The 24,521-nt window shown below is 67.4% G+C and carries 22 protein-coding genes and 1 riboswitch; of the genes, 12 read left to right on the top strand and 10 right to left on the bottom strand.

The annotated features are described in order from the left end of the window. Positions 1–29: 29 nt before the first annotated feature. The 4 genes from manD to QFZ46_RS07915 all read right to left on the bottom strand — a co-directional run bounded on the left by manD (position 30) and on the right by QFZ46_RS07915 (position 5,308). Positions 30–1,256 (bottom strand): D-mannonate dehydratase ManD, encoded by a 1,227-nt coding sequence (manD, locus tag QFZ46_RS07930; protein ID WP_307360145.1) that lies wholly within the window; start codon positions 1,254–1,256, stop codon positions 30–32. 70 nt (positions 1,257–1,326) lie between these two features. Next, positions 1,327–2,718: an MFS transporter gene (locus QFZ46_RS07925; RefSeq protein ID WP_307360144.1), complete on the bottom strand. Its 1,392-nt coding sequence runs from the start codon at positions 2,716–2,718 to the stop codon at positions 1,327–1,329. Between the two features lie 74 nt (positions 2,719–2,792). Beyond that, positions 2,793–3,797 (bottom strand): zinc-binding dehydrogenase, encoded by a 1,005-nt coding sequence (locus QFZ46_RS07920; protein ID WP_307360143.1) that lies wholly within the window; start codon positions 3,795–3,797, stop codon positions 2,793–2,795. Next, positions 3,794–5,308 (bottom strand): mannitol dehydrogenase family protein, encoded by a 1,515-nt coding sequence (locus QFZ46_RS07915; protein ID WP_307360141.1) that lies wholly within the window; start codon positions 5,306–5,308, stop codon positions 3,794–3,796. The genes QFZ46_RS07920 and QFZ46_RS07915 overlap by 4 nt, the downstream gene beginning before the upstream one ends. 148 nt (positions 5,309–5,456) lie before the next feature. Between QFZ46_RS07915 and QFZ46_RS07910 the strand changes: the two genes are divergently transcribed. Continuing rightward, positions 5,457–6,416 carry a LacI family DNA-binding transcriptional regulator gene (locus tag QFZ46_RS07910; protein WP_307360139.1) on the top strand — a complete coding sequence of 320 codons (960 nt, stop codon included), beginning with the start codon at positions 5,457–5,459 and terminating at the stop codon, positions 6,414–6,416. 39 nt (positions 6,417–6,455) lie between these two features. On the opposite strand, the gene QFZ46_RS07905 is transcribed toward QFZ46_RS07910, so the two are convergent. After that, positions 6,456–7,211, bottom strand: a complete 756-nt coding sequence (locus QFZ46_RS07905; RefSeq protein ID WP_307360138.1) for an IclR family transcriptional regulator — start codon at positions 7,209–7,211, stop codon at positions 6,456–6,458. Between the two features lie 160 nt (positions 7,212–7,371). On the opposite strand from QFZ46_RS07905, the gene aceB reads away from it, so the two are divergent. Genes aceB through QFZ46_RS07890 form a run of 3 tightly spaced genes read left to right on the top strand, consistent with a single transcriptional unit; the run spans position 7,372 to position 11,126 of the window. Beyond that, on the top strand, positions 7,372–8,997 hold the full coding sequence (aceB, locus tag QFZ46_RS07900; protein ID WP_307360137.1) for a malate synthase A: 1,626 nt from the start codon (positions 7,372–7,374) through the stop codon (positions 8,995–8,997). Further along, positions 8,994–10,262 carry a DUF6986 family protein gene (locus QFZ46_RS07895; RefSeq protein WP_307360135.1) on the top strand — a complete coding sequence of 423 codons (1,269 nt, stop codon included), beginning with the start codon at positions 8,994–8,996 and terminating at the stop codon, positions 10,260–10,262. Before aceB ends, QFZ46_RS07895 begins: the two co-directional genes overlap by 4 nt. Before the next feature lie 24 nt (positions 10,263–10,286). Then, the gene (locus QFZ46_RS07890; RefSeq protein WP_307360131.1) at positions 10,287–11,126 is read left to right on the top strand and encodes a bifunctional allantoicase/(S)-ureidoglycine aminohydrolase; all 840 of its coding nucleotides are present in this window, start codon (positions 10,287–10,289) and stop codon (positions 11,124–11,126) included. Between the two features lie 198 nt (positions 11,127–11,324). Here QFZ46_RS07890 and QFZ46_RS07885 read toward each other — a convergent pair whose 3' ends face one another. Next, the gene (locus QFZ46_RS07885) at positions 11,325–12,245 is read right to left on the bottom strand and encodes a hypothetical protein (protein ID WP_307360130.1); all 921 of its coding nucleotides are present in this window, start codon (positions 12,243–12,245) and stop codon (positions 11,325–11,327) included. Between the two features lie 319 nt (positions 12,246–12,564). On the opposite strand from QFZ46_RS07885, the gene QFZ46_RS07880 reads away from it, so the two are divergent. From QFZ46_RS07880 to pucL, 8 genes are all read left to right on the top strand, one after another. Then, entirely contained in the window at positions 12,565–13,368 is an 804-nt protein-coding gene (locus tag QFZ46_RS07880; protein WP_307360129.1) for a hydroxypyruvate isomerase family protein, read from the top strand. A 65-nt stretch (positions 13,369–13,433) separates the two neighbouring features. Further along, on the top strand, positions 13,434–14,312 hold the full coding sequence (locus QFZ46_RS07875; RefSeq protein ID WP_307360126.1) for a 2-hydroxy-3-oxopropionate reductase: 879 nt from the start codon (positions 13,434–13,436) through the stop codon (positions 14,310–14,312). Positions 14,313–14,339: 27 nt separating this feature from the next. Continuing rightward, positions 14,340–16,136, top strand: coding sequence for a glyoxylate carboligase (gene gcl / locus QFZ46_RS07870; RefSeq protein ID WP_307360123.1), 1,797 nt, complete (start codon positions 14,340–14,342; stop codon positions 16,134–16,136). Continuing rightward, entirely contained in the window at positions 16,099–18,672 is a 2,574-nt protein-coding gene (gene allB, locus QFZ46_RS20005; protein ID WP_373457641.1) for an allantoinase AllB, read from the top strand. The genes gcl and allB overlap by 38 nt, the downstream gene beginning before the upstream one ends. Beyond that, positions 18,669–19,145, top strand: coding sequence for a thioredoxin-dependent thiol peroxidase (gene bcp / locus QFZ46_RS07855; RefSeq protein ID WP_307360121.1), 477 nt, complete (start codon positions 18,669–18,671; stop codon positions 19,143–19,145). The genes allB and bcp overlap by 4 nt, the downstream gene beginning before the upstream one ends. A gap of 147 nt (positions 19,146–19,292) precedes the next feature. Further along, a complete protein-coding gene (uraD, locus tag QFZ46_RS07850) occupies positions 19,293–19,790 on the top strand; it encodes a 2-oxo-4-hydroxy-4-carboxy-5-ureidoimidazoline decarboxylase (protein ID WP_307360119.1) in 498 nt (165 codons plus the stop codon). Continuing rightward, positions 19,787–20,131, top strand: coding sequence for a hydroxyisourate hydrolase (gene uraH, locus QFZ46_RS07845; protein WP_307360117.1), 345 nt, complete (start codon positions 19,787–19,789; stop codon positions 20,129–20,131). Before uraD ends, uraH begins: the two co-directional genes overlap by 4 nt. A gap of 4 nt (positions 20,132–20,135) precedes the next feature. Continuing rightward, positions 20,136–21,086: a factor-independent urate hydroxylase gene (gene pucL / locus QFZ46_RS07840; protein ID WP_307360114.1), complete on the top strand. Its 951-nt coding sequence runs from the start codon at positions 20,136–20,138 to the stop codon at positions 21,084–21,086. A 24-nt stretch (positions 21,087–21,110) separates the two neighbouring features. On the opposite strand, the gene QFZ46_RS07835 is transcribed toward pucL, so the two are convergent. The 4 genes from QFZ46_RS07835 to QFZ46_RS07820 all read right to left on the bottom strand — a co-directional run bounded on the left by QFZ46_RS07835 (position 21,111) and on the right by QFZ46_RS07820 (position 24,518). Continuing rightward, on the bottom strand, positions 21,111–21,797 hold the full coding sequence (locus QFZ46_RS07835) for a GOLPH3/VPS74 family protein (RefSeq protein WP_307360111.1): 687 nt from the start codon (positions 21,795–21,797) through the stop codon (positions 21,111–21,113). Positions 21,798–21,902: 105 nt separating this feature from the next. Then, positions 21,903–22,817: a J domain-containing protein gene (locus QFZ46_RS07830; protein WP_307360109.1), complete on the bottom strand. Its 915-nt coding sequence runs from the start codon at positions 22,815–22,817 to the stop codon at positions 21,903–21,905. After that, positions 22,817–23,533 (bottom strand): nicotinamide riboside transporter PnuC, encoded by a 717-nt coding sequence (gene pnuC / locus QFZ46_RS07825; RefSeq protein ID WP_307364533.1) that lies wholly within the window; start codon positions 23,531–23,533, stop codon positions 22,817–22,819. The genes QFZ46_RS07830 and pnuC overlap by 1 nt, the downstream gene beginning before the upstream one ends. Positions 23,534–23,607: 74 nt before the next feature. Beyond that, positions 23,608–23,736, bottom strand: a riboswitch (FMN riboswitch). Between the two features lie 17 nt (positions 23,737–23,753). Further along, the gene (locus QFZ46_RS07820; RefSeq protein WP_307360107.1) at positions 23,754–24,518 is read right to left on the bottom strand and encodes an HAD-IA family hydrolase; all 765 of its coding nucleotides are present in this window, start codon (positions 24,516–24,518) and stop codon (positions 23,754–23,756) included. Positions 24,519–24,521 lie beyond the last annotated feature (3 nt).

Genomic DNA, 24,521 nt, shown 5'->3' with positions numbered 1-24,521 from the left:
CCGGATGGTCGTGCTCGGCGAAACCGTCATCACCAATCGTGCACAGTGCCGTCGAGCAGGCGGTTCACCGGCAGGTAGGCCTTGGTGTACTCGTGGCCGGCGGCGGCATCCTCGTCGAGTTCGACGCCGAGACCGGGCTGGTCGCCGGGGTGCAGGAAGCCCCGATCGAACGTGAACGAGGTCTGGAACACCTCGAGCGTCTGCTCGTTGTGCGGCATGTACTCCTGAATGCCGAAGTTGTGGATCGCAAGATCGAGGTGCAGGGCGGCGGCCATGCCGACCGGCGAGATGTCGGTCGGCCCGTGGATGCCGGACTTGATGCCGTAGATCGCGGCGAAGTCGAGCAGCTTCTTCATCGCGGTGATGCCGCCGGTGTGGGTGACGGCCGAACGCACGTAGTCGATCAGACGCTCAGTGATGAGGGTCTGGTAGTCGAAGACCGAGTTGAAGACCTCGCCGATCGCGAGCGGCGTCGTGGAGTGCTGGCGCACGAGACGCAGTGCCGTCTGGTCCTCACCAGGGGTGCAGTCCTCGAGCCAGAAAAGGTCGTACGGCTCGATGTCCTTCGCGAATCGGGCGGCCTCGATCGGGGACATCCGGTGGTGCCCGTCGTGGAGGATGCGCAGATCGCTGCCGAAGTCCTCGCGGATCTGCGCGAAGATTCCCGGCATGTGGTTGAGGTAGTTGCGGGTGTCCCACGACTCCTCGCTCGGGCGGTCGCCGGAGCGCTTGGCGGGCTCGTAGTCGTAGCGCACGCCGGGGCCTGCGGCTGAGACGCCGTAGATCTGGCCGAGCCCTGGCACGCCCGTCTGCACGCGTACGGCGGTGAAGCCCAGCTCCTCGTATCCCGAGATCGCGTTCTTGAGGGCGGCGTAGTCCGTGCCCGAGGCGTGCGCGTAGACGCGGACGCCCTCGCGGCTCGCGCCGCCGAGCAGCTGGTACAGCGGCATCCCGGCCTTCTTGGCCTTGATGTCCCACAGTGCCATGTCGACTGCGGCGATCGCGGCCATCGTGACCGGACCACGGCGCCAGTACGGTCCGCGGTAGAGGTACTGCCAGGTGTCCTCGATGCGGTCTTCGTCGCGGCCGACGAGCGTCGATGCGACGTGGTCGGAGAGGTACGACGCGACGGCGAGCTCGCGTCCGTTGAGCGTCGCGTCGCCCCAGCCGACGATACCGTCGGAGGTCGTGATCTTGAGCGTGACGAAGTTGCGGCCGGGGCTGGTGATGATGACGTCGGCGATCTCGATGGTCATGTCGTTCTCCTGGAAGTGCGGGGTGCGGGCGTTCGGGCGCCCGCACCCGTGGTCGTGGTGAGCTGCTCGGTCAGATCGCGTCGCGCGGGTCCGTGAGGTCGCGTCCGGCGACCTCGGGCATCCAGATGGCGGCGATGAGTGCGCTCAGCGTGAAGATCATGAGCATGATGATGATCGGGATGAACGAGCCGGTGACGGCCGAGACCCACGCGGCGGCGATGACGGGGCCTGCGCCGGTCGCGACGATCGCGGCGATCTCACGGGCCATGGCCGTGAAGGTGTACCGGTTGCGGGAACCGAAGAGCTCGGGCAGCGTCAGGTTCTCCAGCGACGCGAAGCTCATCACGGCGAGGTTGTGCAGCACGACATAGCCGACGAAGACCTGCACGGTGTCCTTGCTGCTGATCATGAGCATCGTCGGGACGATGACGATCAGCGCGATGATCGCCCAGATCAGGTACATCCGCTTGCGGCCGAAGCGGTCGCCGAGCCAGCCCGACAGCGGCACCGTGATGAAGGCGACGAGCGAGGAGACGATCACGGCGTTCACGCCGATCGAGCGATCCAGCAGCAGCACGACGGTGATGTAGCTGATGAGGTAGGTCTGGATCATTCCCGAGTTGCCGGCCTGGCCGAAGCGCAGCAGGAGCGCGATCGAGAACGCCTTCCATGGCTTGCGCTGCATGGCCTCGAGCGTGCGGATGTCGTTGGTCTCGGTGGCGAGCTTCACAGCCTCGTCGCGCGAGAGGGCCTTGCCGTCGACGACGTCGTCGCGTTCCTCGAAGACCGGGGTCTCCTTGAGGTTGAAGCGCACCCAGATCGCGAACAGCATGATGACTGCGCTGGCGATGAAGGGTATGCGCCACGCCCAGGCGATGACCTCGTCCTCGCTGTATGCGAAGAGGAGGATGGCCCAGATGCCCGAGGCCAGCAGCGTGCCGCAGTTCGTGCCGAGGGCGACGAGCGAGGCGATGATGCCTCGACGCTTCGCCGGCGCGTACTCGGCGAGCATGACACCGGCACCGGAGATCTCCGCTCCGGCACCGAAGCCCTGCGCGATGCGCAGCAGCACGAGAAGGATCGGGGCGAGGATGCCCACCTGCGAGTACGTCGGCAGGAAGCCGATGAGCGTGGTCGCGAGACCCATCAGCAGGATCGTGTAGAACAGCACCTTCGTGCGGCCGGTCTTGTCGCCGAGCCGAGCGAAGAAGAAGGCGCCGACCGGACGGGCGACGTAGCCGACGCCGTAGGTGGCCATCGCCGCGACGACCGCGATCGCCGGGTTCTCGGACGAGAAGAACAGATCGGCGAAGACGAGCGCTGCAGCCAGCGAATAGAGCTGGTAGTCCATGAACTCGAGGGCGGTGCCGAGCCATCCGGAGATGGCGGCCCTGACGAGGTCGCGCACCGACCTCTTCGCGGCTGGGTCGACGGCCGGGGCCGTCATCTGCGGTTCTGACATGGGAGGTACTCCTTCGGACCAGGAACGGTGTGGGGTGTGACGGTGCGGCGGGGCCGCCGGGTGGAGGGAACGGGCTAGAGGGCCAGGAGGACCTTGGCCGAAGCGGACGAGTCGCGGGCGAGTTCGAACGCCTGCACGGCATCGGATGCCGCGAGGACGTGGGAGATGACCGGATCGAGCGCATCGGATTCGGCCAGCAGGGCGACGGCGTCGTCGATTTCGGTGGAGAAGCGGAAGGCGCCGCGGATCGTGAGCTCTTTGGCCAGCAGGGGTGCGAGGTTCACGCCGATCTCGGCGTCGGGGAGCATCCCGACCTGCACGATGGCTCCCGCGCGGCGGGCGGCACGGACGGCCTGAGTGAGGGCGACGCCGACGCCGGAGCATTCGAAGACGACGTCGTAGGACTCGCTCTCGATCGTGTCGCGGCCGACGAGGGCGAGCTCCGAGGCGCCGAGCGACCGCGCCCGATCGAGCGGCTCGGGACGCACGTCGCTGGCGCCGACGACGGCAGCCCCCGCGTGCATCGCAGCGGCCACGACGAGCAGGCCGATGGGGCCGGCGCCGATCACGAGGACGCGCTTGCCGCCGATGTCGCCGGCGAGGCTCACGGCGTGGATCGCGACGGCGAGCGGCTCCGCGAGGGCGGCGCGTTCGAGGGGCAGCGAGGTGGGGAGCACGCGGATCATGTGGTCCTCGACGATCAGCAGCTCGGATGCTCCGCCCTGACGGTGCGGGTTCGCTGCGGCGCTGCCGAAGTAGTCGCCGCCGGAGCGCAGATGCGGGTGCTCCTCGAGGCCGGGCACCGCGGGACCGTAACGCGCGGGGTGCACCGTGACCGGAGTGCCGGGGGCCAGGCGGCCGGACGGGTCGAGGTCGACGACACCGGAGATCTCGTGACCCGGGGTCAGGGGTTCGCGGATCGTGTACTCGCCGTTGGCGCCGTGAAAGTAGTAGTGCAGGTCGGAACCGCAGATGCCCACGTAGCTCACGCGGAGGCGCACCTCGCCGTTGCCGGGGGTCGGAACCTCGCGGTCCTCCCAGCGAATGTCTTCCTTGCCGTGGATGGCGAGAGCCTTCATGGCTGCAGCTCCTTCGTGGTGGTCTCGGATGCCGAAGTGGCATCGGCGATCGCGGCATCGACGCCGCGCCGCTGAATGATGTCGATCAGATCGCCGACGCGGTCGATGAACGCGTCCTGTGATCCGAGTCCATCACCGAAGAGGTGCAGTTCGCCGATCACGCGCTGCGCCAGCTCGCGGCCGTTGCGTGCGCTCGCCGCGTATCCGGCGAGGCGCTCACGGGCGCTGTCGGTCATGGCGGCGGCGTGCCGTCCGGGGTCGAATCCGGCAAGCGGCGCGATGCACGACAGATATCCGGCGACGGTCAGCGCGATCAGGTGCGGCATCTGGCCCATGCGGAGTGCGCGCAGCGCCGGCTCCGGGATGCGCTGGCGCAGCTTGACCGAGCCGTCGGTTCCCACCTGGCTGGTGCGGTGACCCAGGGCGCTGTTGGCCCAGCGCTCGAACAGCTCGCTCTCATACGCGCGGATGTCGAATCCCGATGGCACCTCGACCGAGGGTTCGTACTCGTCGCGCAGCACGGCGCGGGCGGCACTCTCGATGCTCTCGAGTCCGATGGCCTCGGGGATCGTGCCGACGCCGCTCAGCGCGCCGAGGTAGGCGATGAGGGAGTGCGTGCCGTTGAGGAGCCGCACCTTCATCTGCTCGTAGCGTCCGACCTCGTCGGTGAACACGGCGCCACCCGCTTCCCAGGCCGGGCGGCCGCCGGCGAAGCGATCTTCGATCGCCCACATCGTGAACGGCTCTGCCGGCACGGGGATGTCGTCGCGAGCGCCGAGCAGCGTGCTGACCCGTGTGCGCAGCTCGGCTGTGGTCGCCGGCACGATGCGGTCGACCATGCTCGAGGGGAACGACACGGCGCGGTCGAGGAACTCCAGGGCTTCTGCTCCGTCGGACCCAGGGAGCTCGTGCAGGAATTCGCGGACGAGCTTCTCGGTGTGGGTGCCGTTGGATGCGAGGTTGTCACAGCTGAGGATCGAGATCGGTGCGCCGCCAGCCGCGGCACGGGCCTGAAGGCCGCGGGCGAGCTGACCGATCGTCGAGCGGGGCGCGCCACCACGCAGATCGGCTCGCACGGTCTCGTCATCGAGGTCGAGGTGCTGTGTCGCGGGGGAGTAGCTGTAGCCGTTCTCCGTGACCGTCAGGGTCACGATCCGGATGCCGGGGTCGGCGATCTGCGCGACGACGCGCTCGGGTTGCTCGGCACCGACGAAGGCGTCGGTGTGCACGCCGGGGATGACCAGCGACGTGCTTCCTGGGGCGATCGTGGCGACCGAATAGAGAAAGTCCTGTGCATGCAGTGCATCGGCGATCGAGCGGGAACGCGAGGCGACGCCGATGATTCCCCAGTCGCCGCCGGCGGCCCGGAGTGCGGCAGCCGTGTAGACGGCCTGATGCGCTCGGTGGAAGCTACCGAGGCCGAGGTGCAGGATGCCGGAGCCTGTGGGGGATACCAGCGGCTCCGCAGTCGCCGAGGTAGCGCGGCGCAGGACTGGGGCTTCGAGGCTCACGCAGTGGCTCCTTCGCTTGGGCCGCGCACCGCTGAGGTGATCGGCGTTGATCGTCGTGCAACTAGTATGTATGAGTTGTACAAACACGTCAACCCGATTTGCATCGCAGTCGAGGATCGTAGGATTGTCGCGAGGGTGGGAGATCGAGATGGCAGCGACGCTGACGGACGTGGCGCGACATGCAGGTGTGTCCATCGCGACCGCATCCCGTGCCTTCGGAGAGCCGGACCGTCTGGCGCCGGGCACGCTCGGGCGCGTTCTCCAGGCGGCGGGCGAGCTGGGTTACGAGACACCGCAGTCCGCCACAGCCACCCGCACCTTCGGGGTCGTCGTACCGGACGTCGCCAACCCTGTCTACGCCACCCTGCTCAAGGCGATCCAGGGTCAGGCCTGGCACGGACGTCATCGCATCGTGCTGTTCGACGCCGACGAGGACTTGCGCAGAGAGCGCGAGCAGATCGAGCAGGCCCGTCGGCTCGACGGCATGCTGCTGTGCTCCCCTCGTCTGCCCGATGCCGAGGTGCTCGAGCTGGTCGGTGACACCCCGTACGTCGTGGTGAATCGTCAGATCGACGGCGCCCCCTGCGTGCTGATGGATGCCGAGCACGGTCCCGCCCAGGCGATCGAGCATCTCGCTGCCCTCGGCCACACCCACATCGCGTATGCGGCCGGTCCCCGTGGATCATGGGCCGACATCCGCCGCGCGGATACGATCGCGCGAGCGTGCGAGCGCCACGGCATCCGGCTCACTCCGCTCAACCATCAGGCGGCATCGATCCAGGGCGGTCGCGCCGCCGCAGCGCCTGCCGCAGCGAGCGGTGCGACAGCCGTCGTCGCCTACAACGACCTCGTCGCTCTCGGTCTCGAATCGGGGCTACTGGAACTCGGCCGGAAGTGTCCGGCCGACATCAGCATCGTCGGCATCGATGACATCGACCTCGCCGGTGCGGTCACGCCAGGGCTCACCACGGTGCGGATGCCGATCGCCCGCAGCGGCGCGCTCGCGGTCGACCTGTTGCTGCAGGCGATCGTCGGAACGGTCATAGATGACATCACGCTCGGCTCGCAATTGATCGTGCGCGCCTCCACCGCGGCGCCCGCCGTCTGAGCACAGCGCGGTCACCCGATGGGCGTCGGGGTCGCGCCGTCAGGAGGCGCTGGAGAGCGCCGAGATCTCAGCGACGACCTCGCGCAGCACGGGGATGGCCCGCTCGGCGAACCCCTCGTCGACGCGGGCGACCGGGCCCGAGACCGAGACGGCGGTGAGCGTCGGCATGTCCGGCACTGCCATGGCGTAGCAGCGCACGCCGATCTCCTGCTCGCCGTCATCGATCGCATAGCCGCGCTCACGCGTCACGGCGAGGTCGGCGAGCAGCGCATCGATCGTTCCGAGCGAGCGCTCGGTGTCGTGCGGCATCCCGGTGCGGGAGATGATGTCGCGCACGGCCTCATCGCTCATCTGCGCGAGGATCGCCTTGCCGACGCCGGTGGAGTGCAGGTAGGAGCGGCGGCCCACCTCGGTGAACATGCGCATCGCGTGCGGAGACGGCGCCTGCGACACGTAGATCACGCGGTCGCCATCGATCGTGGCGAGGTTCGAGGTCTCGCCGAGGCGTTCGACGAGGTCTTTGAGCTGCGGCATGGCGATCCGGCCGAACTTGCGGTTCGCGGCCTCGCCGAGGCGGACCAGCCGCGGGCCGAGTGCGTAGCGCCGATTCGCGAGCTGACGGGCATACCCGAGTGAGACGAGCGTGCGCAGCAGGCGGTGGATCGTGGGCAGCGGCAGGTCGGCGGAAGCCGACAGCTCGCTGAGTGTGACATCACCGCCGGCGTCGGCGATGAGCTCGAGCAGGTCGAAGACTCGGGTGACGGACTTCACTCCGTCTGACGCTGCTGCGGGCATTGCTCAACCTCTCGATTCGCTCTCGTCCACAGGGTGGATCGGCGCAGTTATCCACATGGTGGAAAGGACTTCCCGATCAGGCTATCTCATCAGCGAATGACGGCAGCTCTTGAAACTTCCGTATTGTGGAGGTTATTATCCACATGACAGAAGGGGTCGCATGACCATCCAGATCACACGTGAGCCCCGCATCGACGCTGCGGAGGAGATTCTCACGGCAGAGGCACTCCGATTCGTGGAAGACCTGCACCGTGAGTTCGACGCCAGGAGGCGCGAATTGCTTCTCGCGCGACAGCTGCGTCGTGAGCAGGTCGCCCGCACCGGACGGCTCGACTTCTTGGCGGAAACGGCCGACATCCGCGATGCCGATTGGCAGGTCGCGGCGGCCCCTGCAGCGCTGCAGGATCGTCGCGTCGAGATCACCGGGCCCGCATCGCCCGCGAAGATGGCGATCAACGCCCTGAACTCCGAGGCCAAGGTGTGGCTGGCCGATCTCGAGGACGCCTCGAGCCCGACGTGGGAGAACGTCGTCGAGGGGATCAGGAACCTTCGCGACGCCGCCCGCGGCACGCTCGCCTACACATCGCCCGCAGGCAAGCCGTATGCCCTGCGGACGGACGTGCATCGCCCGACCGTGGTCGCCCGTCCCCGCGGCTGGCATCTCTCCGAAAGTCACGTGCTGATCGACGGTGAGCGTGCGAGTGCGTCGCTCGTCGACTTCGGGCTGCACTTCTTCCACACCGCCCGTCAGCTGATCGCCAACGGGCACGGTCCGTACTACTACCTGCCGAAACTCGAGAGTCACCGCGAAGCGCGGTTGTGGAACGATGTGTTCGTGCACGCTCAGGATGCTCTCGGCATCCCCCAGGGGACGATCCGCGCCACGGTGCTGATCGAGACGATCCCTGCGGCCTTCGAGATGGACGAGATCCTCTACGAGCTGCGCGATCACGCCTCGGGGCTCAACGCCGGTCGCTGGGACTACCTGTTCAGCCTGATCAAGGTGTTCCGCGACCAGGGCGAGGCGTTCGCGCTGCCCGACCGCGCCGATGTCGCGATGACCGCGCCGTTCATGCGCGCCTACACCGAGCTGCTCGTCAAGACCTGTCACCGCCGCGGTGCCGTCGCGATGGGCGGCATGGCCGCGTTCGTGCCGAACCGCAACGACGTGGAAGCGACCAAGGCCGCCTTCGACAAGGTCCGCGCCGACAAGACCCGCGAGGCCGGCGACGGCTTCGACGGGTCATGGGTCGCGCATCCCGACCTCGTCCCGATCTGCCGTGAGGTCTTCGACGCGGTGCTCGGAGAACGCCCCAACCAGCTCGATCGACAGCGCCCCGAGGTGTCGGTCACCGCTGATCAGCTGCTCGATGTGGCGTCGGCATCCGGAAGCGCGACCGAAGTCGGCCTGCGCACCAACCTCGCCGTGGCCGTCACCTACACAGCGGTCTGGCTCTCCGGCAACGGTGCCGTCGCGATCAACAACCTCATGGAGGATGCCGCGACCGCAGAGATCTCGCGTTCGCAGATCTGGCAGCAGCTGCGTAACGGCACCACGCTCGCCGACACTGGCGAACAGGTCACGGCGGATCTCGTCCAGCGACTGCTGGCGGAAGAAGTCGCGAAGCTGGCCGCCGGGGTAGGCGACGAGGACTTCGAGCAGTTCTACCAGCCGGCAGCGCGCCTGATCTCGCAGATCTGCCTCGATGACGAGTACGTCGACTTCCTCACCCTTCCCGCATACGAGCTGCTCACGGATGCCAGAACCTCGAAGGTGGACGCATGAGCTCCGGCCTCAACGGTTCCGACCTGGAGAAGATCGAGCAGCACCTCGCCGAGACCGACGACCTGCTTGAAACGGTCTATCCGGGCGACAACGGTTCGCGTCAGCCCGTTCACACTGTCTACGTTCCCGCGGATCGATTCACGCCGGAACTCGCCGCGCAGTGGGGAGCGCAGGCACTCGCTGCGGTGGAGTCCAACGGCGGAATGGAGAACCTCGCCGCGCAGGTCGGCATCGAGCCCGGCCTCATCAGCACTGTCGCGGAGCGCGTGGCGCGCAAGCTCGTCACGGAGCCGATCGAGGATCTGCGCCTGGATTTCGAAGACGGCTACGGTGATCGCGGTGACGTCGAAGATACGGATGTCGCGGATGCGGCATCGAAGGTGTCGGATGCCGTGGCAACCGGGTCTGCTCCGCCCTTCATCGGCATCCGCTTCAAATGCGTCGAGAAGCCGACCCGGGCTCGCGGCCTTCGCACCCTCGATCTCTTCATCGGCGGACTGCTCGATGCCGGAGCCCTGCCGCACGGCCTCGTGCTGACGCTGCCGAAGGTGACGACGACTGCCCAGGTGGAGGCGATGGTCATCGCCGTCGAGGCATTGGAGCGCGCGCACGGACTGGATGCCGGTCGCATCCGCTTCGAAGTGCAGGTCGAGACGCCGCAGCTCGTGCTCGGTGCCGATGGGCGCTCGCCGTTGGCGCAGCTGCCGCTGGTCGCCCCCGGCCGCATCTCGGGTCTGCACTACGGCACCTACGACTACAGCGCCTCGCTCGGCATCGCCGCCGGGTATCAGTCGATGGAGCATCCGGCCGCCGATCTCGCGAAGGAGATCATGCAGCTCGCGGTCGCGGGTACCGGCATCCGCCTCTCCGACGGCTCGACGAACATCCTGCCGGTGGGCGAGCGCGCGGCCGAGGCCTGGTCGCTGCACGCCCGGCTCGTGCGGCGCTCGCTCGAGCGCGGCTTCTACCAGGGCTGGGACCTTCACCCGCACCAGCTCGTGACACGGTATCTGGCCACCTACGCGTTCTACCGCGACGGATACCCCGACGCCGCAGCCCGACTGCGCGCCTACCTCGCACAGGAGGAGGGTGCCGTCATGGATGAACCCGCGACTGCGCGCGCACTCGCGTGGTTCGTGCTTCGTGGAGTGCAGTGCGGGGCTATCGATGCTGACGAGGTGGCTGCAGACATCGGCGTCCGGATCGACGCGCTCACCGCGCTCGCGCACCCCCGGCTCGCCGACAACACGCTCGTCCGCGCCTGACGCGGAAACAGACAGAGGAGAATCATGGGCTACTACACGCCGGCCGGCGGACTGCCGGATCAGAGCACGCTGCTCACGGATCGCGCCATCGTCAAAGAGGCGTACACCGTCATTCCCAAGGGAGTGTTCCGCGACATCGTCACGAGCAATCTGCCGGGCTTCGCGAAGACGCGTTCATGGATCATCGCCCGCCCGATCGCCGGGTTCGCGACGACGTTCTCGCAGCTCATCGTCGAGATCCAGCCGGGCGGCGGGGCGGAGAAGCCGGAGCCGGAAGCGGGCGTCGAGGGCGTGATCTTCGTCACCGCAGGCGAGCTGACGGTGACGATCGCCGGGCAGGCGCATGTTCTCGCCGAGGGCGGCTACGCCTTCCTGGCTCCCGGTGAGGCGTGGTCGCTGTCGAACGATGGTGCGGGGACGACGTCGTTCCACTGGATCCGCAAGGCATACGAACGCGTGGAGGGCATCGCGCTGCCGACGTCGTTCGTCACTCGTGACCAGGATGTCGAGCCGCGCGAGATGCCCGATACGGATGGCGCATGGGCGACCACGCGCTTCGCCGACCCGGATGATCTCTCGCACGACATGCATGTCAACATCGTGACCTTCCAACCGGGCGGTTCGATTCCGTTCGCCGAGACGCACGTCATGGAGCACGGCCTCTTCGTGCTCGAGGGCAAGGCCGTCTACCGGCTCAACGATGACTGGGTCGAGGTCGAGGCCGGTGACTTCATGTGGCTGCGCGCCTTCTGCCCGCAGGCCTGTTACGCGGGAGGGCCAGGGCCGTTCCGCTACCTGCTCTACAAGGACGTCAACCGCCAGGTCATGCTGACCCGCGGCACGGATCCGCGCCCCTGGGGCTGAGCCGGCGCGCGGCGAGCTGAGTCGGAGCTGGGTCGCTGCATGTATCGGATCGCACCGCGTGGATCTCGGAAGCATTTCCCGGGTTCAGCATCGTGATGGCCCGTGATTTCCTTCCAGCAGTCCGCTGACTCTCGGCGCCCCTCGCATCCGCCTCGTCGCCAGACCGGAACCGTCTGGTAATCAGCGGATATGGCGTGCTCATCCTCGGCGTAGAGCGATCGCACGGCGGATGCTGGCGATGAGCATCTCCGGCTTGTCGAGGTCGGCCTGGGTGAGGCGGATGACGATCCAGCTCGCGCTTTCGAGATAGCGCTGTCGCTGGATGTCTTTGCGCCACTGGTCCTGGTCCGTACGGTGGCCGTCTCCCTCGTACTCGAACGCGATCTTCCACTCCGGATATGCGAGGTCGGTGCGTCCGAGGAACTGCCCGTCGGCCCATACCTCGTGCTGCACGACGGGCTCGGGCAGTCCGCTGTCGATGAGCAGCAGCCGGGTCTCGGTCTCCTTCGGAGATTCGACGAGTTCGCGAGCCAGCGGCAGCGCCGCGCGAATCGTCGCGCGCCCGCGGAACCTCTCCCATTCCTCAAGCCGACGGGTGATCTCGGAGCGCGTGCTGAGCGGCCTCCCCGGCCCAAGATCAGGATAATTGGATGCCGTTGTCAGCAGTGCGTCGAGCACGATGACCGCCTGCGTCACGGTCAGGGTCGCAGCGCAGGTGAAGAGCGCGGCGACGGGATCGATGACAGGGTGTCCGCGGAGCGTGCGGGTCTCAGCGCGATCCTCGCGCATGCGCCGACCGCGAACCCCCGGTGTCTTCGGCGGAGCCCCTGACCACGGTACGAAGATGTCGAGAGGTTCCTTCGCCGTCCATCTCGTCGGCATCGGCAGGCCCCAGTCGCGGGCTGCCGTCATGCCCCCGAATCGCTGGGCCGGCTTCAGCCGTGGCACGTAACAGGCGACGAAGTCGTGGAACGTCGTTGGCGCCTCGATCGAGCGGATCCCGCTGAACGGCCGGTGCAGATCGGGAGTGCTGCGGCCGGGGCGGAGGCCGACGGCTTCCGCAGTGCGCACCGAGAACCTGTCGCCCAGTCGGCGGGGAAGTCTGACCCGGTGTCGCATCCGTCGATATTGACGGAGCTGCGCGATGCGGCATACCGAGTTCTCCGAGAATATGAGCAACCCCCGCCTCTGCTCACCTCGTGCAGGAAGAGTCGTCTGCATCCCGCCCGTGGTGGTACCAGAAGGGCTTCGCGGGTTCGAGACGCGATGAACCCGCGAAAGTGTTCCGGCAATGCAATCGCCGCGCGCCACCCGCGCTCAACCACCCCCGCTTGACGGATCCCACCGTTGACACCTCACCTGCGGCATCCTAGACTTTCATCTAGCAGAAGTTATCTTCCATAATGTGGAAACTGATCTGACTGACGAGGGAGTCGAAATGACGTACACGGTGAACTGCTCGATCCTGCTCACCGAGCTGCCGCTGCTCGAGCGCCCAGCCGCAGCGAAGGCTGCTGGATTCGACGCGGTCGAGTTCTGGTGGCCGTTCTCCACTTCCGTGCCGCTCGATCACGAGGTCGACGCATTCATCGCGGCCATCCGTGACGCCGGTGTGCAGCTGACGGGTCTGAACTTCAACGCCGGCGACATGCCTAACGGAGATCGCGGCCTGGTCTCGTGGCCCGCCCGTGGCAAGGAGTTCCGTGACAACCTCGCAGTCGTCGTCGGCATCGGTCGCGAGCTGGGGACCAAGGGCTTCAACGCCCTGTACGGCAACCGCATCGACGGCGTCGACCCCGCCGCGCAGGATGCTGTCGCGATCGAGAACCTCGCCGCCGCAGCCGAGGCCGTCGCGGCCATCGGCGGAACCGTGCTGGTCGAGCCGGTCAGTGGCGCGGAGCGCTACCCGCTGCGTACGGCCGTCCAGGCGCTCGACGTGATCGACCACGTGCGCACCTCGACAGGAACACGCAACCTCGCCCTGCTCGCCGACTTCTATCACCTCGCCGTCAACGGCGACGATGTGCCGCAGGTCATCGAAGAGCACGCCGCGTCGTTCGGCCACATCCAGATCGCAGATGCGCCCGGGCGCGGTGCACCAGGAACAGGATCGCTTCCCATCGACGCCTGGATCGCGCGGAGCCAAGAGCTCGGCTACTCCGGTTACATCGGCCTCGAATACAAGGCGCCGATCGAGACCGCATTCGCGTGGGCGGCCGAAGCCGTCGCCGCAGCGCGCTGAACACGACCCTCAACTCCGCGGCATCGACGCCGCAGACACATCGCAGACGTACCGAAGGAACAATCATGAGCAACATCGCAGTCATCGGCCTCGGCATCATGGGCCTCCCCATGGCCAAGAACCTCCTCGCCGCCGGTCACACCGTCACCGGTTACAACCTCAGTCAGGACCGCATCGACGAGCTCGTCGCCGCAGGCGGCCAGGGCGCGAACGGCATCCCCGCCGCGGTGAAGGACGCCGACGTCATCATCACGATGGTGCCGGACTCCCCGGATGTCGCAGCCGCCGTCCGTGGCGAAGAGGGCATCTTCGCCAACGCCAAGAAGGGCGCACTGTGGATCGATGCGTCCAGCATCCGTCCCGATGTCGCCAAGGAGCTCGCCGACGAGGCGACCGCCGCCGGCCTCCGCGCGGTCGACGCCCCCGTCTCGGGTGGCGAGCAGGGCGCGATCGACGCCGTGCTGTCGATCATGGTCGGCGGAACTGACGAAGACTTCGCCTCCGCGCTCGAGGTCCTCCAGTCGGTGGGCAAGACCATCGTGCACGTCGGTCCCGCCGGTGCCGGACAGACGGTGAAGGCGGCGAACCAGCTGATCGTCGCCGTGAACATCCAGGCGCTCGCCGAGGCGATCATCTTCCTCGAGGCCTTCGGCGTCGACACGGATGCTGCGCTCAAGGTGCTCGGAGGGGGCCTCGCGGGCTCCAAGGTGCTCGACCAGAAGGGGCAGAAGATGCTCGATCGCGACTTCGCACCCGGCTTCCGCCTCGCCCTCCACAACAAGGACATGGGCATCATCACCGCCGCCGCACGACAGGCCGGCATCACCATTCCGCTCGGCGCCCACGTGGCCCAGCTCGTCGGCTCCGCCGTGCAGCAGGGCGACGCCGGCCTCGACCACTCCGGGCTGTTCAAGCTGACCGCGGCCTTCGCCGGTCGCGCCTGACGTCCGACAGAAACTCTGGAGATTGAAATGACTCGCATGCGTGCGGCAGATGCCGCCGTGGCCATCCTGGTGAAGGAGGGCGCCATCGAGGCGTTCGGCCTGCCAGGGGCTGCCATCAACCCGTTCTACTCCGCGATGCGCGCCAACGGCGGCATTCGGCACACCCTCGCCCGCCACGTCGAGGGCGCAGCCCACATGGCCGACGGCTACACTCGCGCCGCCGACGGCAACATCGGCGTCTGCATCGGTACGTCCGGCCCCGCCGGCACCGACATGATCACGGGGCTGTACGCGGCCTGGGCCGATTCGCTTCCGATCCTCTGCATCACCGGCCAGGCGCCGGTCGCCAAGCTGCACAAGGAGGACTTCCAGGCGGTCGACATCGAGAGCATCGCGAAGCCGCTGACGAAGATGGCGATGACCGTGATGGAGGGCGCGCAGGTTCCCGGTGCCTTCCAGAAGGCGTTCCAGCTGATGCGCGAGGGCCGGCCGGGGCCGGTGCTCATCGATCTGCCCATCGACGTGCAGCAGACCGAGATCGAGTTCGACATCGACGCCTACGAGCCGTTGCCGATTGCAAAGCCTGCCGCGTCGCGCCGCCAGGCCGAGAAGGCGATCGACATGCTGACCGCGAGCGCGTATCCCGTCATCGTCGCAGGCGGCGGCATCATCAACGCCGGTGCCTCGGCTCAGCTCGTCGAGTTCGCCGAGGTGCTCGGCATCCCGGTCATCCCGACCCTGATGGGCTGGGGAACCATTCCCGACGATCACGAGTTGAACGCCGGAATGGCGGGCCTGCAGACCTCGCATCGCTACGGCAACGCGACGCTGCTGGCATCGGACTTCGTGATCGGCATCGGCAACCGGTGGGCGAACCGCCACACCGGCAGCGTCGACAAGTACACCGAGGGCCGCACATTCGTGCACGTCGACATCGAGCCGACGCAGATCGGTCGCGTGTTCGCGCCGGACTTCGGGATCGTGTCGGATGCCGGTGCCGCCCTCGATGCGTTCCTCGAGGTGGCGCGGGAGCGCAGCATGTCCGGCACTCTGCCGGACTACTCCGCGTGGGCCGACGAGAGCCGCGAGCGCAAAGCCACGCTGCAGCGCAAGACGCACTACGACGACGTGCCGATGAAACCGCAGCGCGTGTATGAGGAGATGAACCTCGCCTTCGGCAAGGACACCACCTACGTCACGACGATCGGCCTCTCGCAGATCGCCGGCGCGCAGCTGCTGCACGTCTTCGGTCCGCGCAAGTGGATCAACGCGGCGCAGGCCGGGCCCCTCGGCTGGACGGGGCCGGCGGCGCTCGGCGTCGTTCGCGGCAAGCCGGGGGAGACCGTCGTCGCGCTGACCGGTGACTACGACTTCCAGTTCATGATCGAGGAGCTCGCCGTTGGCGCGCAGCACAAGCTGCCCTACATCCACGTCGTGGTCAACAACAGCTACCTGGGTCTGATCCGTCAGGCGCAGCGGGGCTTCGAGATGGACTTCGAGGTTTCGCTGGCGTTCGAGAACATCAACTCTCCCCACGTGGAAGGCAGCACCGCGAACGGCTATGGTGTGGACCATGTCAAGGTCGCAGAGGGGCTGGGATGCCGGGCGATCCGCGTCGAGCGCCCCGAGGATCTCGCCGCGGCGTTCGCCGAGGCGCAGTCGCTCATCGATCAGTACCAGGTTCCCGTCGTGGTCGAAGCGATCCTCGAGCGTGTGACGAACATCCCGATGGGCACCGAACTCGACAACGTGAACGAGTTCGGCGAGCTCGCCGTGACGCCCGAGGATGCTCCGACCGCGATCCTCTCGCTCGCGAAGGTCTGAGATGCGTCTGGTCATCGCCCCCGACAAGTTCAAAGGGTCGCTGACGGCTCCCGAGGTGGCCGAAAGGGTCGCCTCGGGAGCGCGACGCGCCGACCCGACGATCGAGGTCGTGACCGTCCCCGTCGCCGATGGCGGCGAGGGGACGCTGGATGCTGTGCTCGCCGCAGGCTTCTCTTCGCGTACCGCGCTCGTCGCCGGGCCCACCGGCGGGGAGATCTCGGCGGAATTCGCGGTGCGCGGTGAACAAGCGGTGGTCGAGATGGCGCGTGCCTCGGGCCTCGACCTGCTGCCTGGAGGGCGGAAGGACGCGCTCAGTGCGACGAGTCTGGGCACCGGACAGCTGGTGCGGGCGGCTCTGGATGCCGGATGCCGGCGCATAGTGCTCGGAATCGGAGGCAGCGCCTCCACCGATGGTGGTGCCGGTCTTCTGCAGGGTCTCGGCGTGCGATTCCTGGATGAGGCGGGCGAAGAGCTGCCGCCCGGCGGAGCCGCCCTGGTGCGCCTCGCCTCGGTGGATCTCAGCGCGCTGGACGCGCGACTGACCGATACCGAGATCATTCTGGCGAGTGACGTGGACAATCCGCTCACCGGACCCACCGGTGCTGCAGAGGTGTTCGGGCCGCAGAAGGGGGCGAGCGTCGAGGACATCGCGACGCTGGAAGTGGGTCTCACGCGCCTCGTGGAGGTGCTCGATGCTGCGGGCGCGCTCTCCGTCCCGGCCGCGGAGGCGGCATCGCGGGCAGGTGCCGGCGCCGCCGGTGGCGTGGGCTTCGCCGCCATCGCGCTCGGTGCGACCAGGCGCGCGGGCGTCGACGTCGTGCTCGAAGTGACCGGACTCGCTGCTCGACTCCGGGGCGCGGATGCCGTGATCACCGGCGAGGGCAGCCTCGACGAGCAGAGCCTGATGGGCAAGACTCCGGTGGGAGTCGCGCGGGCGGCGAGTGCTGCCGGTCTGCCGGTGTATGCGGTGTGCGGGCGGACGACGCTGTCCGCGGATGCGATCGCGGATGCCGGGTTCGCCGGCGCTCGCGCGCTGTCCGAGCTGGAACCCGACGCTGAGCGCAGCATGGCCGAGGCGGGACCGTTGCTCGAAGAGCTCGCCGAGCAGTTGGTGCGGGAAATCATCGAGGCCACCGGCCCCAGCTCGGCTGAGCGCGCGGAGCGCTACGACCTCGTCCTCCGCGGACGCGCCCTGATCGACGGCGCCTTCGAGCCAGCCGAGATCGGCGTCCGCAGCGGACGGATCGCTCGCATCGCCGCTACCGGAACCGGCCTTGCCGCCGATCAAGTCATCGAGCTCGCGGCCGACGAGGTGCTGCTACCCGGCCTGGTCGACACGCACGTGCACGTCAACGAGCCGGGCCGCACCGAGTGGGAGGGCTTCGAATCCGCCACCAGGGCTGCGGCGGCCGGCGGCGTCACGACGATCGTGGACATGCCGCTCAACAGCATCCCTCCCACCGTCTCGGTCGCAGCGCTCGACGAGAAACGGGCCGTCGCGGAGGGCCGGGTCTTCGTCGATGTCGGATTCTGGGGAGGAGTGATCCCCGGCAACATGGCCGAGCTCGTCCCGCTGCACGACGAGGGCGTGTACGGATTCAAGTGCTTCCTGCTCCCTTCCGGCGTGGAGGAGTTCCCCGACGTGTCCGTCGCGGAGATGCGCGAGGCGATGGCGGTGCTGGCGGGGCTCGACTCACTGCTCGTCGTGCACGCCGAAGACGCCCACATCATCGAGGAATCAGTGCAGCCGGGCAGCCGCGAGTATGCACCGTTCCTCGCCTCGCGTCCGCGCTCCGCCGAGGATGCGGCGATCGCCGAGGTGATCCAGGGCGCTGCAGACACCGGCGTCCGCGCGCACATTCTTCACCTGTCCAACGGCGACTCCCTCGGCCGCATCGCCGCGGCTCGCGCCGACGGCGTGGATCTGACGGTGGAGACCTGCCCGCACTACCTGACGCTCGCCGCCGAGGACATCCCAGAGGGGAGCACGGCGTTCAAGTGCTGCCCTCCCATTCGGGAGGAAGACAATCGCGAAGAGCTCTGGCGCGGGCTCGCCGAGGGAACGATCGACTACATCGTCTCGGATCACTCGCCGTCCACCCCCGAGATGAAGTTCGCCGGGGACGGCGACTTCTCGCTGGCCTGGGGAGGCATCGCCTCTCTCCAGCTGGGGCTCTCGCTCGTGTGGACCCACGCGCGCACGCGCGGCCTCTCCCTCGAGCACGTGGTCTCACTCATGTCCGAGAAGCCGGCTGCCAGGGTGGGGCTCACGGACAAGGGGCGAATCGTCGAGGGCGGTGCGGCCGACTTCGCGGTCTTCGCGCCTGAGGACACGTTCGTCGTGGATGCGAAGCGGCTCTCGCATCGGCATCCGATCACTCCCTATGACGGGCAGGAGCTCACGGGAGTCGTGCGGACGACCTACCTCGCCGGGGCGCCGGTCGAGGGCGACGCTCCCCGCGGGCGGTTGCTGCGTCGTGGAGTCACTGCTCAAGCTGGGAACGCTGAATCTATCGAGAATGGAGAAACCGCATGATCAACTCATCTGAAGAGCTCGAGGTCGGCCAGGCCGCGCCGGACTTCACGCTCACCGATGCATCCGGACAGCAGCGCACTCTGTCCGAGCTGCGCGGCACGCCCGTCATCGTCTACTTCTACCCGGCGGCGTTCACGCCCGGATGCACCACCGAGGCCTGTGACTTCCGCGACAACCTCGGATCGTTCCAGGGCGCCGGCTACACCGTGCTCGGGATCTCGCCCGATCCGGTGTCGAAGCTCGCGGAGTTCGCTGATGCCGAGCAGTTGAGTTTCCCGCTGCTCTCAGACGAGGATTCCGCCGTCGCCAAGGAGTGGGGCGCGTGGGGGCAGAAGACCGTGAACGGTCGCACGTTCGACGGGCTGATCCGCACCACGGCGGTCGTCGATGCCGACGGCGTCATCTCGTCAGTGGAGTACAACGTCAACGCGGAGGGCCACGTCGCCCGCCTCAGAGACGCTCTGCTGAAATGACCGCTGAACTGGGGCGCAGGGCTTGCAAGCCCCTGCCTCCAGTTCTATGATTGTCGTATGCTGAAATAACAGTTCCACGATACGAGAGAATCCCTCCCGTATTCCTTACACCGTGGATGCCAGCACGCAAGAGAAAGAGATCAAGCGATGTTGCTTGAGGAATTCAATCTGGCGGAGCAACGCGACGCTGTCGCCGCGCTCAGACCGTGCATCGATGTGACGCGATGGTGTGAAGACATCGTCGATCGGCGCCCCTTCGAGTCGATCGACTCCCTCGTGGCGGAGGCGGCTCAGGCCGCCGATCCGTTCACGACCCAGGAGATCGACTCTGCCCTCGCCCACCATCCTCGGATCGGCGAGCGAGCAGGAGGAGACAGCAGAGAGGCGACGCTTTCGCGGTCGGAGCAGGCCGGGGTCGACCCGTCCGACGAACAAGTGCAGCAGGCTCTCCGCGAGGGCAACCTCGCGTACGAGGAGCGCTTCGGCCGGGTCTTCCTGATCCGTGCGGCCGGGCGCTCGGCGACGGAGATCCTGTCGAGCCTGCGAGAACGGTTGCAGCACGACTCCGACTCGGAAGAGCGGATCATCGCCGGGCAGCTGCGAGAGATCGCACTGCTCCGACTGAGAGGAACGATCACCGCATGACTGCTGTGTCGCACATCACCACCCACGTGCTCGATGCCGTGCAGGGTCTGCCGGCTCCAGGTATCGCCGTCGTGCTGTCCGCCCTCAAGGACGGCGAGTGGATGCTGCTCGCCGAAGGGGTCACTGATGCCGATGGCAGGGCGAAGCAGCTCGGGCCCGAGGCGTTGCCCGTCGGTACCTACCGACTCCATTTCGACACCGGCGGGTATTTCGCACGCACCGATACCCCCACCTTCTATCCCGAAGTCGTGCTCACGTTCGTCGTCGATGACGAGCATCGTCACTACCACGTGCCGCTGCTGCTGAGCCCCTTCGCATATTCGACCTACCGAGGAAGTTAGAACGATGACCGACATCATGACCCGCACCGAGACCGACACCGAGACGCCCAGCGACGGCATCGTCCTCGGCCCGAACCAGTACGGCAAGGCCGAGGTTCGCGTCGTCAAGGTCACCAGAGACGGCGACCGCCACTCGATCGAAGACCTCAACGTCACCTCGCAGCTGCGTGGCGACTTCCAGGCCGCGCACCTCGATGGCGACAACGGCCATGTCGTCGCGACCGACACTCAGAAGAACACCGTCTTCTGCTTCGCCCGCGAAGGGATCGGCTCGCCCGAGGCCTTCCTGCTGCGCCTCTCAGACCACTTCACCAGCGAGTTCGACTGGGTCGAGGGCGGGCGATGGCTCGCTGAGAGCTATGCCTGGGATCGGATCCAGGTCGATGGTGAGGGGCACGACCACTCGTTCGTCCGGTCGGGGCAGGAGACGCGCACGGCCGTCGTCGTCGCAGAGGGGTCGACGCGTCACATCATCGCCGGTCTGAAGGGGCTGACGGTGCTCAAGACGACGCAGTCCGGATTCGTCGGCTACCCGAAGGACCGGTACACGTCGTTGAAGGAGACCACGGACCGCATTCTCGCGACCGACGTCTCTGCGCGGTGGCGGTATGCACCGGATGCCGGGTCCAGAGACCTGGACTTCAACGAGATCTATGCGGATGTGAAGCGCATCCTGCTCGAGGAGTTCACGCGGCGCTACTCGGCCGCGCTGCAGGCGACGTTGTTCGACATGGGTCGTGCTGTGCTCGAAGCGCACCCAAAGATCGCGGAGATCCGCTTCTCGATGCCCAACAAGCATCACTTCGTCGTCGATCTCGAGCCTTACGGTCTCGAGAACCCCAACGAGGTGTTCTTCGCGTCCGATCGCTCGTATGGCCTGATCGAAGCCGCGGTGACGCGGGAAGGCCAGGCCGAGGTCGCATCCGCGTGGGAGGCGGTCAGCTCCTTCTGCTGACGCGTGCTTCGTGACGACGGAGAGTCAACTCGTCATCGTCGCCGCCACCATCACCGGGATCATCGTCGCCGTCATCGCGGCGGCGATGACGGCGTTGACGGCGGCGGCGACGGCATCTCCGGCGGCATCTCCGGCGCCGGAGTGCACGCTGAGCTGCTCGATGCGCTTCTTCAGTTGTCGGGCGGACATCCCCGCGGATTCTTCGCGCAACAGGGAGTGCGCAGCCTGCATCGATTGGAGGATCGCGAGGATCGTGAGGTCGGCCTGAGACGGTGCGCCCGCACCGGACAGCACCTCCGCTAGCCGGCGGCGCAGAACCGTCTCGGGCGTGGCGTCCGCTTCGGGGGTTCGCAAAGCGCCCATGCCGAAGAAACCGCGCTCGCCGCGCAGCAGGATGCCCTGAGCGATCAGGGAATCGACTACGTGATCGCGAGGATCCAGAGCGCTCTTCGACACCAGCGATGACAGTCGCTGCCCGCTCAACGGTGCAAGCTGCTGCAGGGCGGCATCCAGCACCGGGTGGCCCGTCGAGGCCGAGGAGATGACGTGGACGAGTGGGTGCTTCTCCGTGGTGACCGTGACGCGACCGTGCAGAACGAGATCGACGATCACGGCGGCGACCTCGCCATAAGCGCGATAGGTCGACGCGGCGATCTCGCCACGTCCGTCAGGACGGATCAGCAGCAGGTGGAGTTCTTCGGTGACCAGCATGCCGTTCACGCTACGCCGCGTCGATGGACTGCGCGTCCTCCTTGCGGCTGATTCGAGCGCCGGGGTGCTCGAGGGCCGGGATGTTCGGTAAGGAAACCGACGGCCTCACACGAATCGCACGGTCTGCTGCAGGCGCGTGCGCACATCGAACAGCTCATTGCCGCCGATGTCGCGCGCGCCGGGCACGCCCTGCCGCAGCACGGTGCGCAGGGCGCTGCGGCGCACGACGACCACCGGAACGCCGCGCACCTTGCCGAGCGCGGTGATCGCCTGGTCGAGGTCGTCGTCGGGCAGCACGACGATGGCACCGCCGAAGCGCACGCGGGCCGCGCGGGCGACGACGCGCATGCGGGCGAGGAGCGCGGCGATGGGTGACCCGTCGACGCCTGTGCCGATGATCTCGCCGCGACGGAAGCGGACGATCTCGCCGAAGTCCTCGGACAGCACGCCGTAGAGGCCGGACGGGCTGAGGATGACATGGTCGAGCTTCTCGTCAGCATCCGGGCCGGTGGCGACATCGTGCCAGACGGTGAAGCCCATGCCGAGGTCGGAGACGGTGCGCGCCGTCTCCTCTTCGGCGAGGGCGTCGGCGAGCATGCGGCGCAGCTCGTGGGGTGCTGATCGCACCAGCGCGGGGTCATAGGGATCGGGGACCTCGACCCCGTGGCCTGCCCACTCACGGATCAGCGACAGATAGCGCTCGCGACGCCACCCTCCGGGGTGCCCGTAGGAGCGCGCTTTCGGGCGGGTGTCGGTGCGCGCGGGCGGCGCCTGCCATCCGTTCCAGCTCACGTCCTCGTCTGAGAAACCGTGGCCCCTGTCGTAGGTGGCGCGTGCTTCGGCTGTGCCGATGAGTTCCCATGCCCGTTGCACCTGGATGAATGCAGCGGCGTCGCCGCCGGCATCCGGATGCGTCTGACGCAGCCTCAGCCGGAACGCGCGCCGCAGCTCGTCCTCAGTGGCGGTGGGGTCGACGCCGAGCACCTCGTAGGCCGAGGCGGAGAGCGGGCTGTCGAACATCACTCTCCATTCTCGTCGGTCTTCACCACCCGTGGATCCGGCATGATGGTGTCGATCTTCGGTTTCGCGTTCGCGTGCGCGCGCCACCAGACGACGAAGCCGACGGCGGTGAAGATGCCGTAGAAGACGTACATGAAGCCGGTGGCGTAGTAGCCGGAACTGAACAGCAGCGGCACTCCGACGACATCGACGGCGATCCAGATGAGCCAGAACTCGGTCCAGCCCTTCGCCATGCCGTACGTCGCCAGCAGCGAGCCGACGAAGGTCCAGGCATCCGCCCAGACCGGTTCCCAGGATCCGAGCAGGCGGAACAGGGGAGTCAGGGCGATCGTGCCGATGATGAGGGCGAGTACGAGGCCGACGCGCGCGCTGTTCGGTGCCCAGCGCGGGGTCAGCTGTCCGCCGTCTGCCTTCGCCTGGCGCCAGCGGATCCAGCCGTAGATCGCGACGGCGATGAACATGATCTGACGCCCCGCCTGACCGAGCAGGTTCGGGAGTGAATGGTCGGGGTTGAGGATGGATCCGAGGAACACCGTCAGCAGGAGCAGGTTGCCGATGATTCCGACCGGCCACGCCCAGATCTTGCGGCGCATGCCACCGAGGGCGCTCGCCAGGCCGAACACGTTGCCCACGACTTCGCGGATGAGCAGACTCTGCCCGCCGGGCAGCACCCATTGCGAGTTGAAGGCGTCGACCAGCCAGCGCAGGGTGTCCATCGTTCTCCATTCGGCATTGATGCTGCCGAGGAGGATGCGGTGCGCCACCGTGCGCGCTGTCGCGCACGGCTCACGCTGTGCTTCTCCCATCCAGACTGTGACTGTCGGTACCGGAATTCCACCGGTTCAACCGAAGCTCCGAAGAGCTGCGGGTCGCGGACTATGACCGCCGGTTCGGAATTTCACCGACCCCGGAGCACGTGTGTGTTCATGGGGAACATTACCGGAGGCCGGCGACGAGCTCGTCCAGTCCGGCGACGGCCGCATCGAAGTGATCGGATGCTGTGGGTGGGTCACCTACCGGCCGGTCGACGTAGCAGGTGCGCATGCCGGCATCCTGCGCGGCGCGCAGATCACATGCGTGTGCGGCGACCATGAGGATCCTCTCGGGTGGGCGGTCGGCGACCTGCACAGCGCGCTGATAGAGCGCCGGTGCTGGTTTGTAGGCGGCGACGTCGTGGGCGGTGACGGCGTGGTGCCAACGCAGGCCGGTACGCGCGGCGAGGTGGAGGAGCGTCGTCGGCGCGGCGTTGGATAGTGCGAGCACCGGCCGTAGTGCGGCGATGCGCTCGAGTCCGGCGACGGAATCCGGCCACGCTGGGAGGCACCTGCTCGCGGTCGCAAGGTGCGCAACGGCCTCGGAGGGTGCGCCCGCTGCGTGCGTCGCCGCTGGGTTTGCCGAGGTGCCGGATGTTGTCGCAACGCCAGATGCCGCAGGAAGACCCAGCGCTGCTGCGTCGTCGAGAACATGGTGAGCAGCTTCTGCATCGAGTACTTCGGAGTCGACGTACGCGCGGCGTCCTTCGGCGATCTCGGCCTGCTGATCGGCGACGAAGCCCTGCCAACTCTCTGCCAGAGCCTGCGCGTGCCGGGCGTCGGCGTCGGGAATCGCCTCGTGAATCGCTGTTCGCAACCCCGTCGGCTCATCGACGAGAGTCCCCAGCACGTCGAACACGACGACATCGATATCAGTCGGCTGCAGCATGAC

Origin of the sequence: Microbacterium murale, assembly GCF_030815955.1 — a bacterium.
GTDB classification, from domain to species: Bacteria; Actinomycetota; Actinomycetes; order Actinomycetales; family Microbacteriaceae; genus Microbacterium; species Microbacterium murale_A.
Note: the sequence above shows the minus strand (reverse complement) of the source record. Positions and strands in the feature narration are given on the sequence as shown.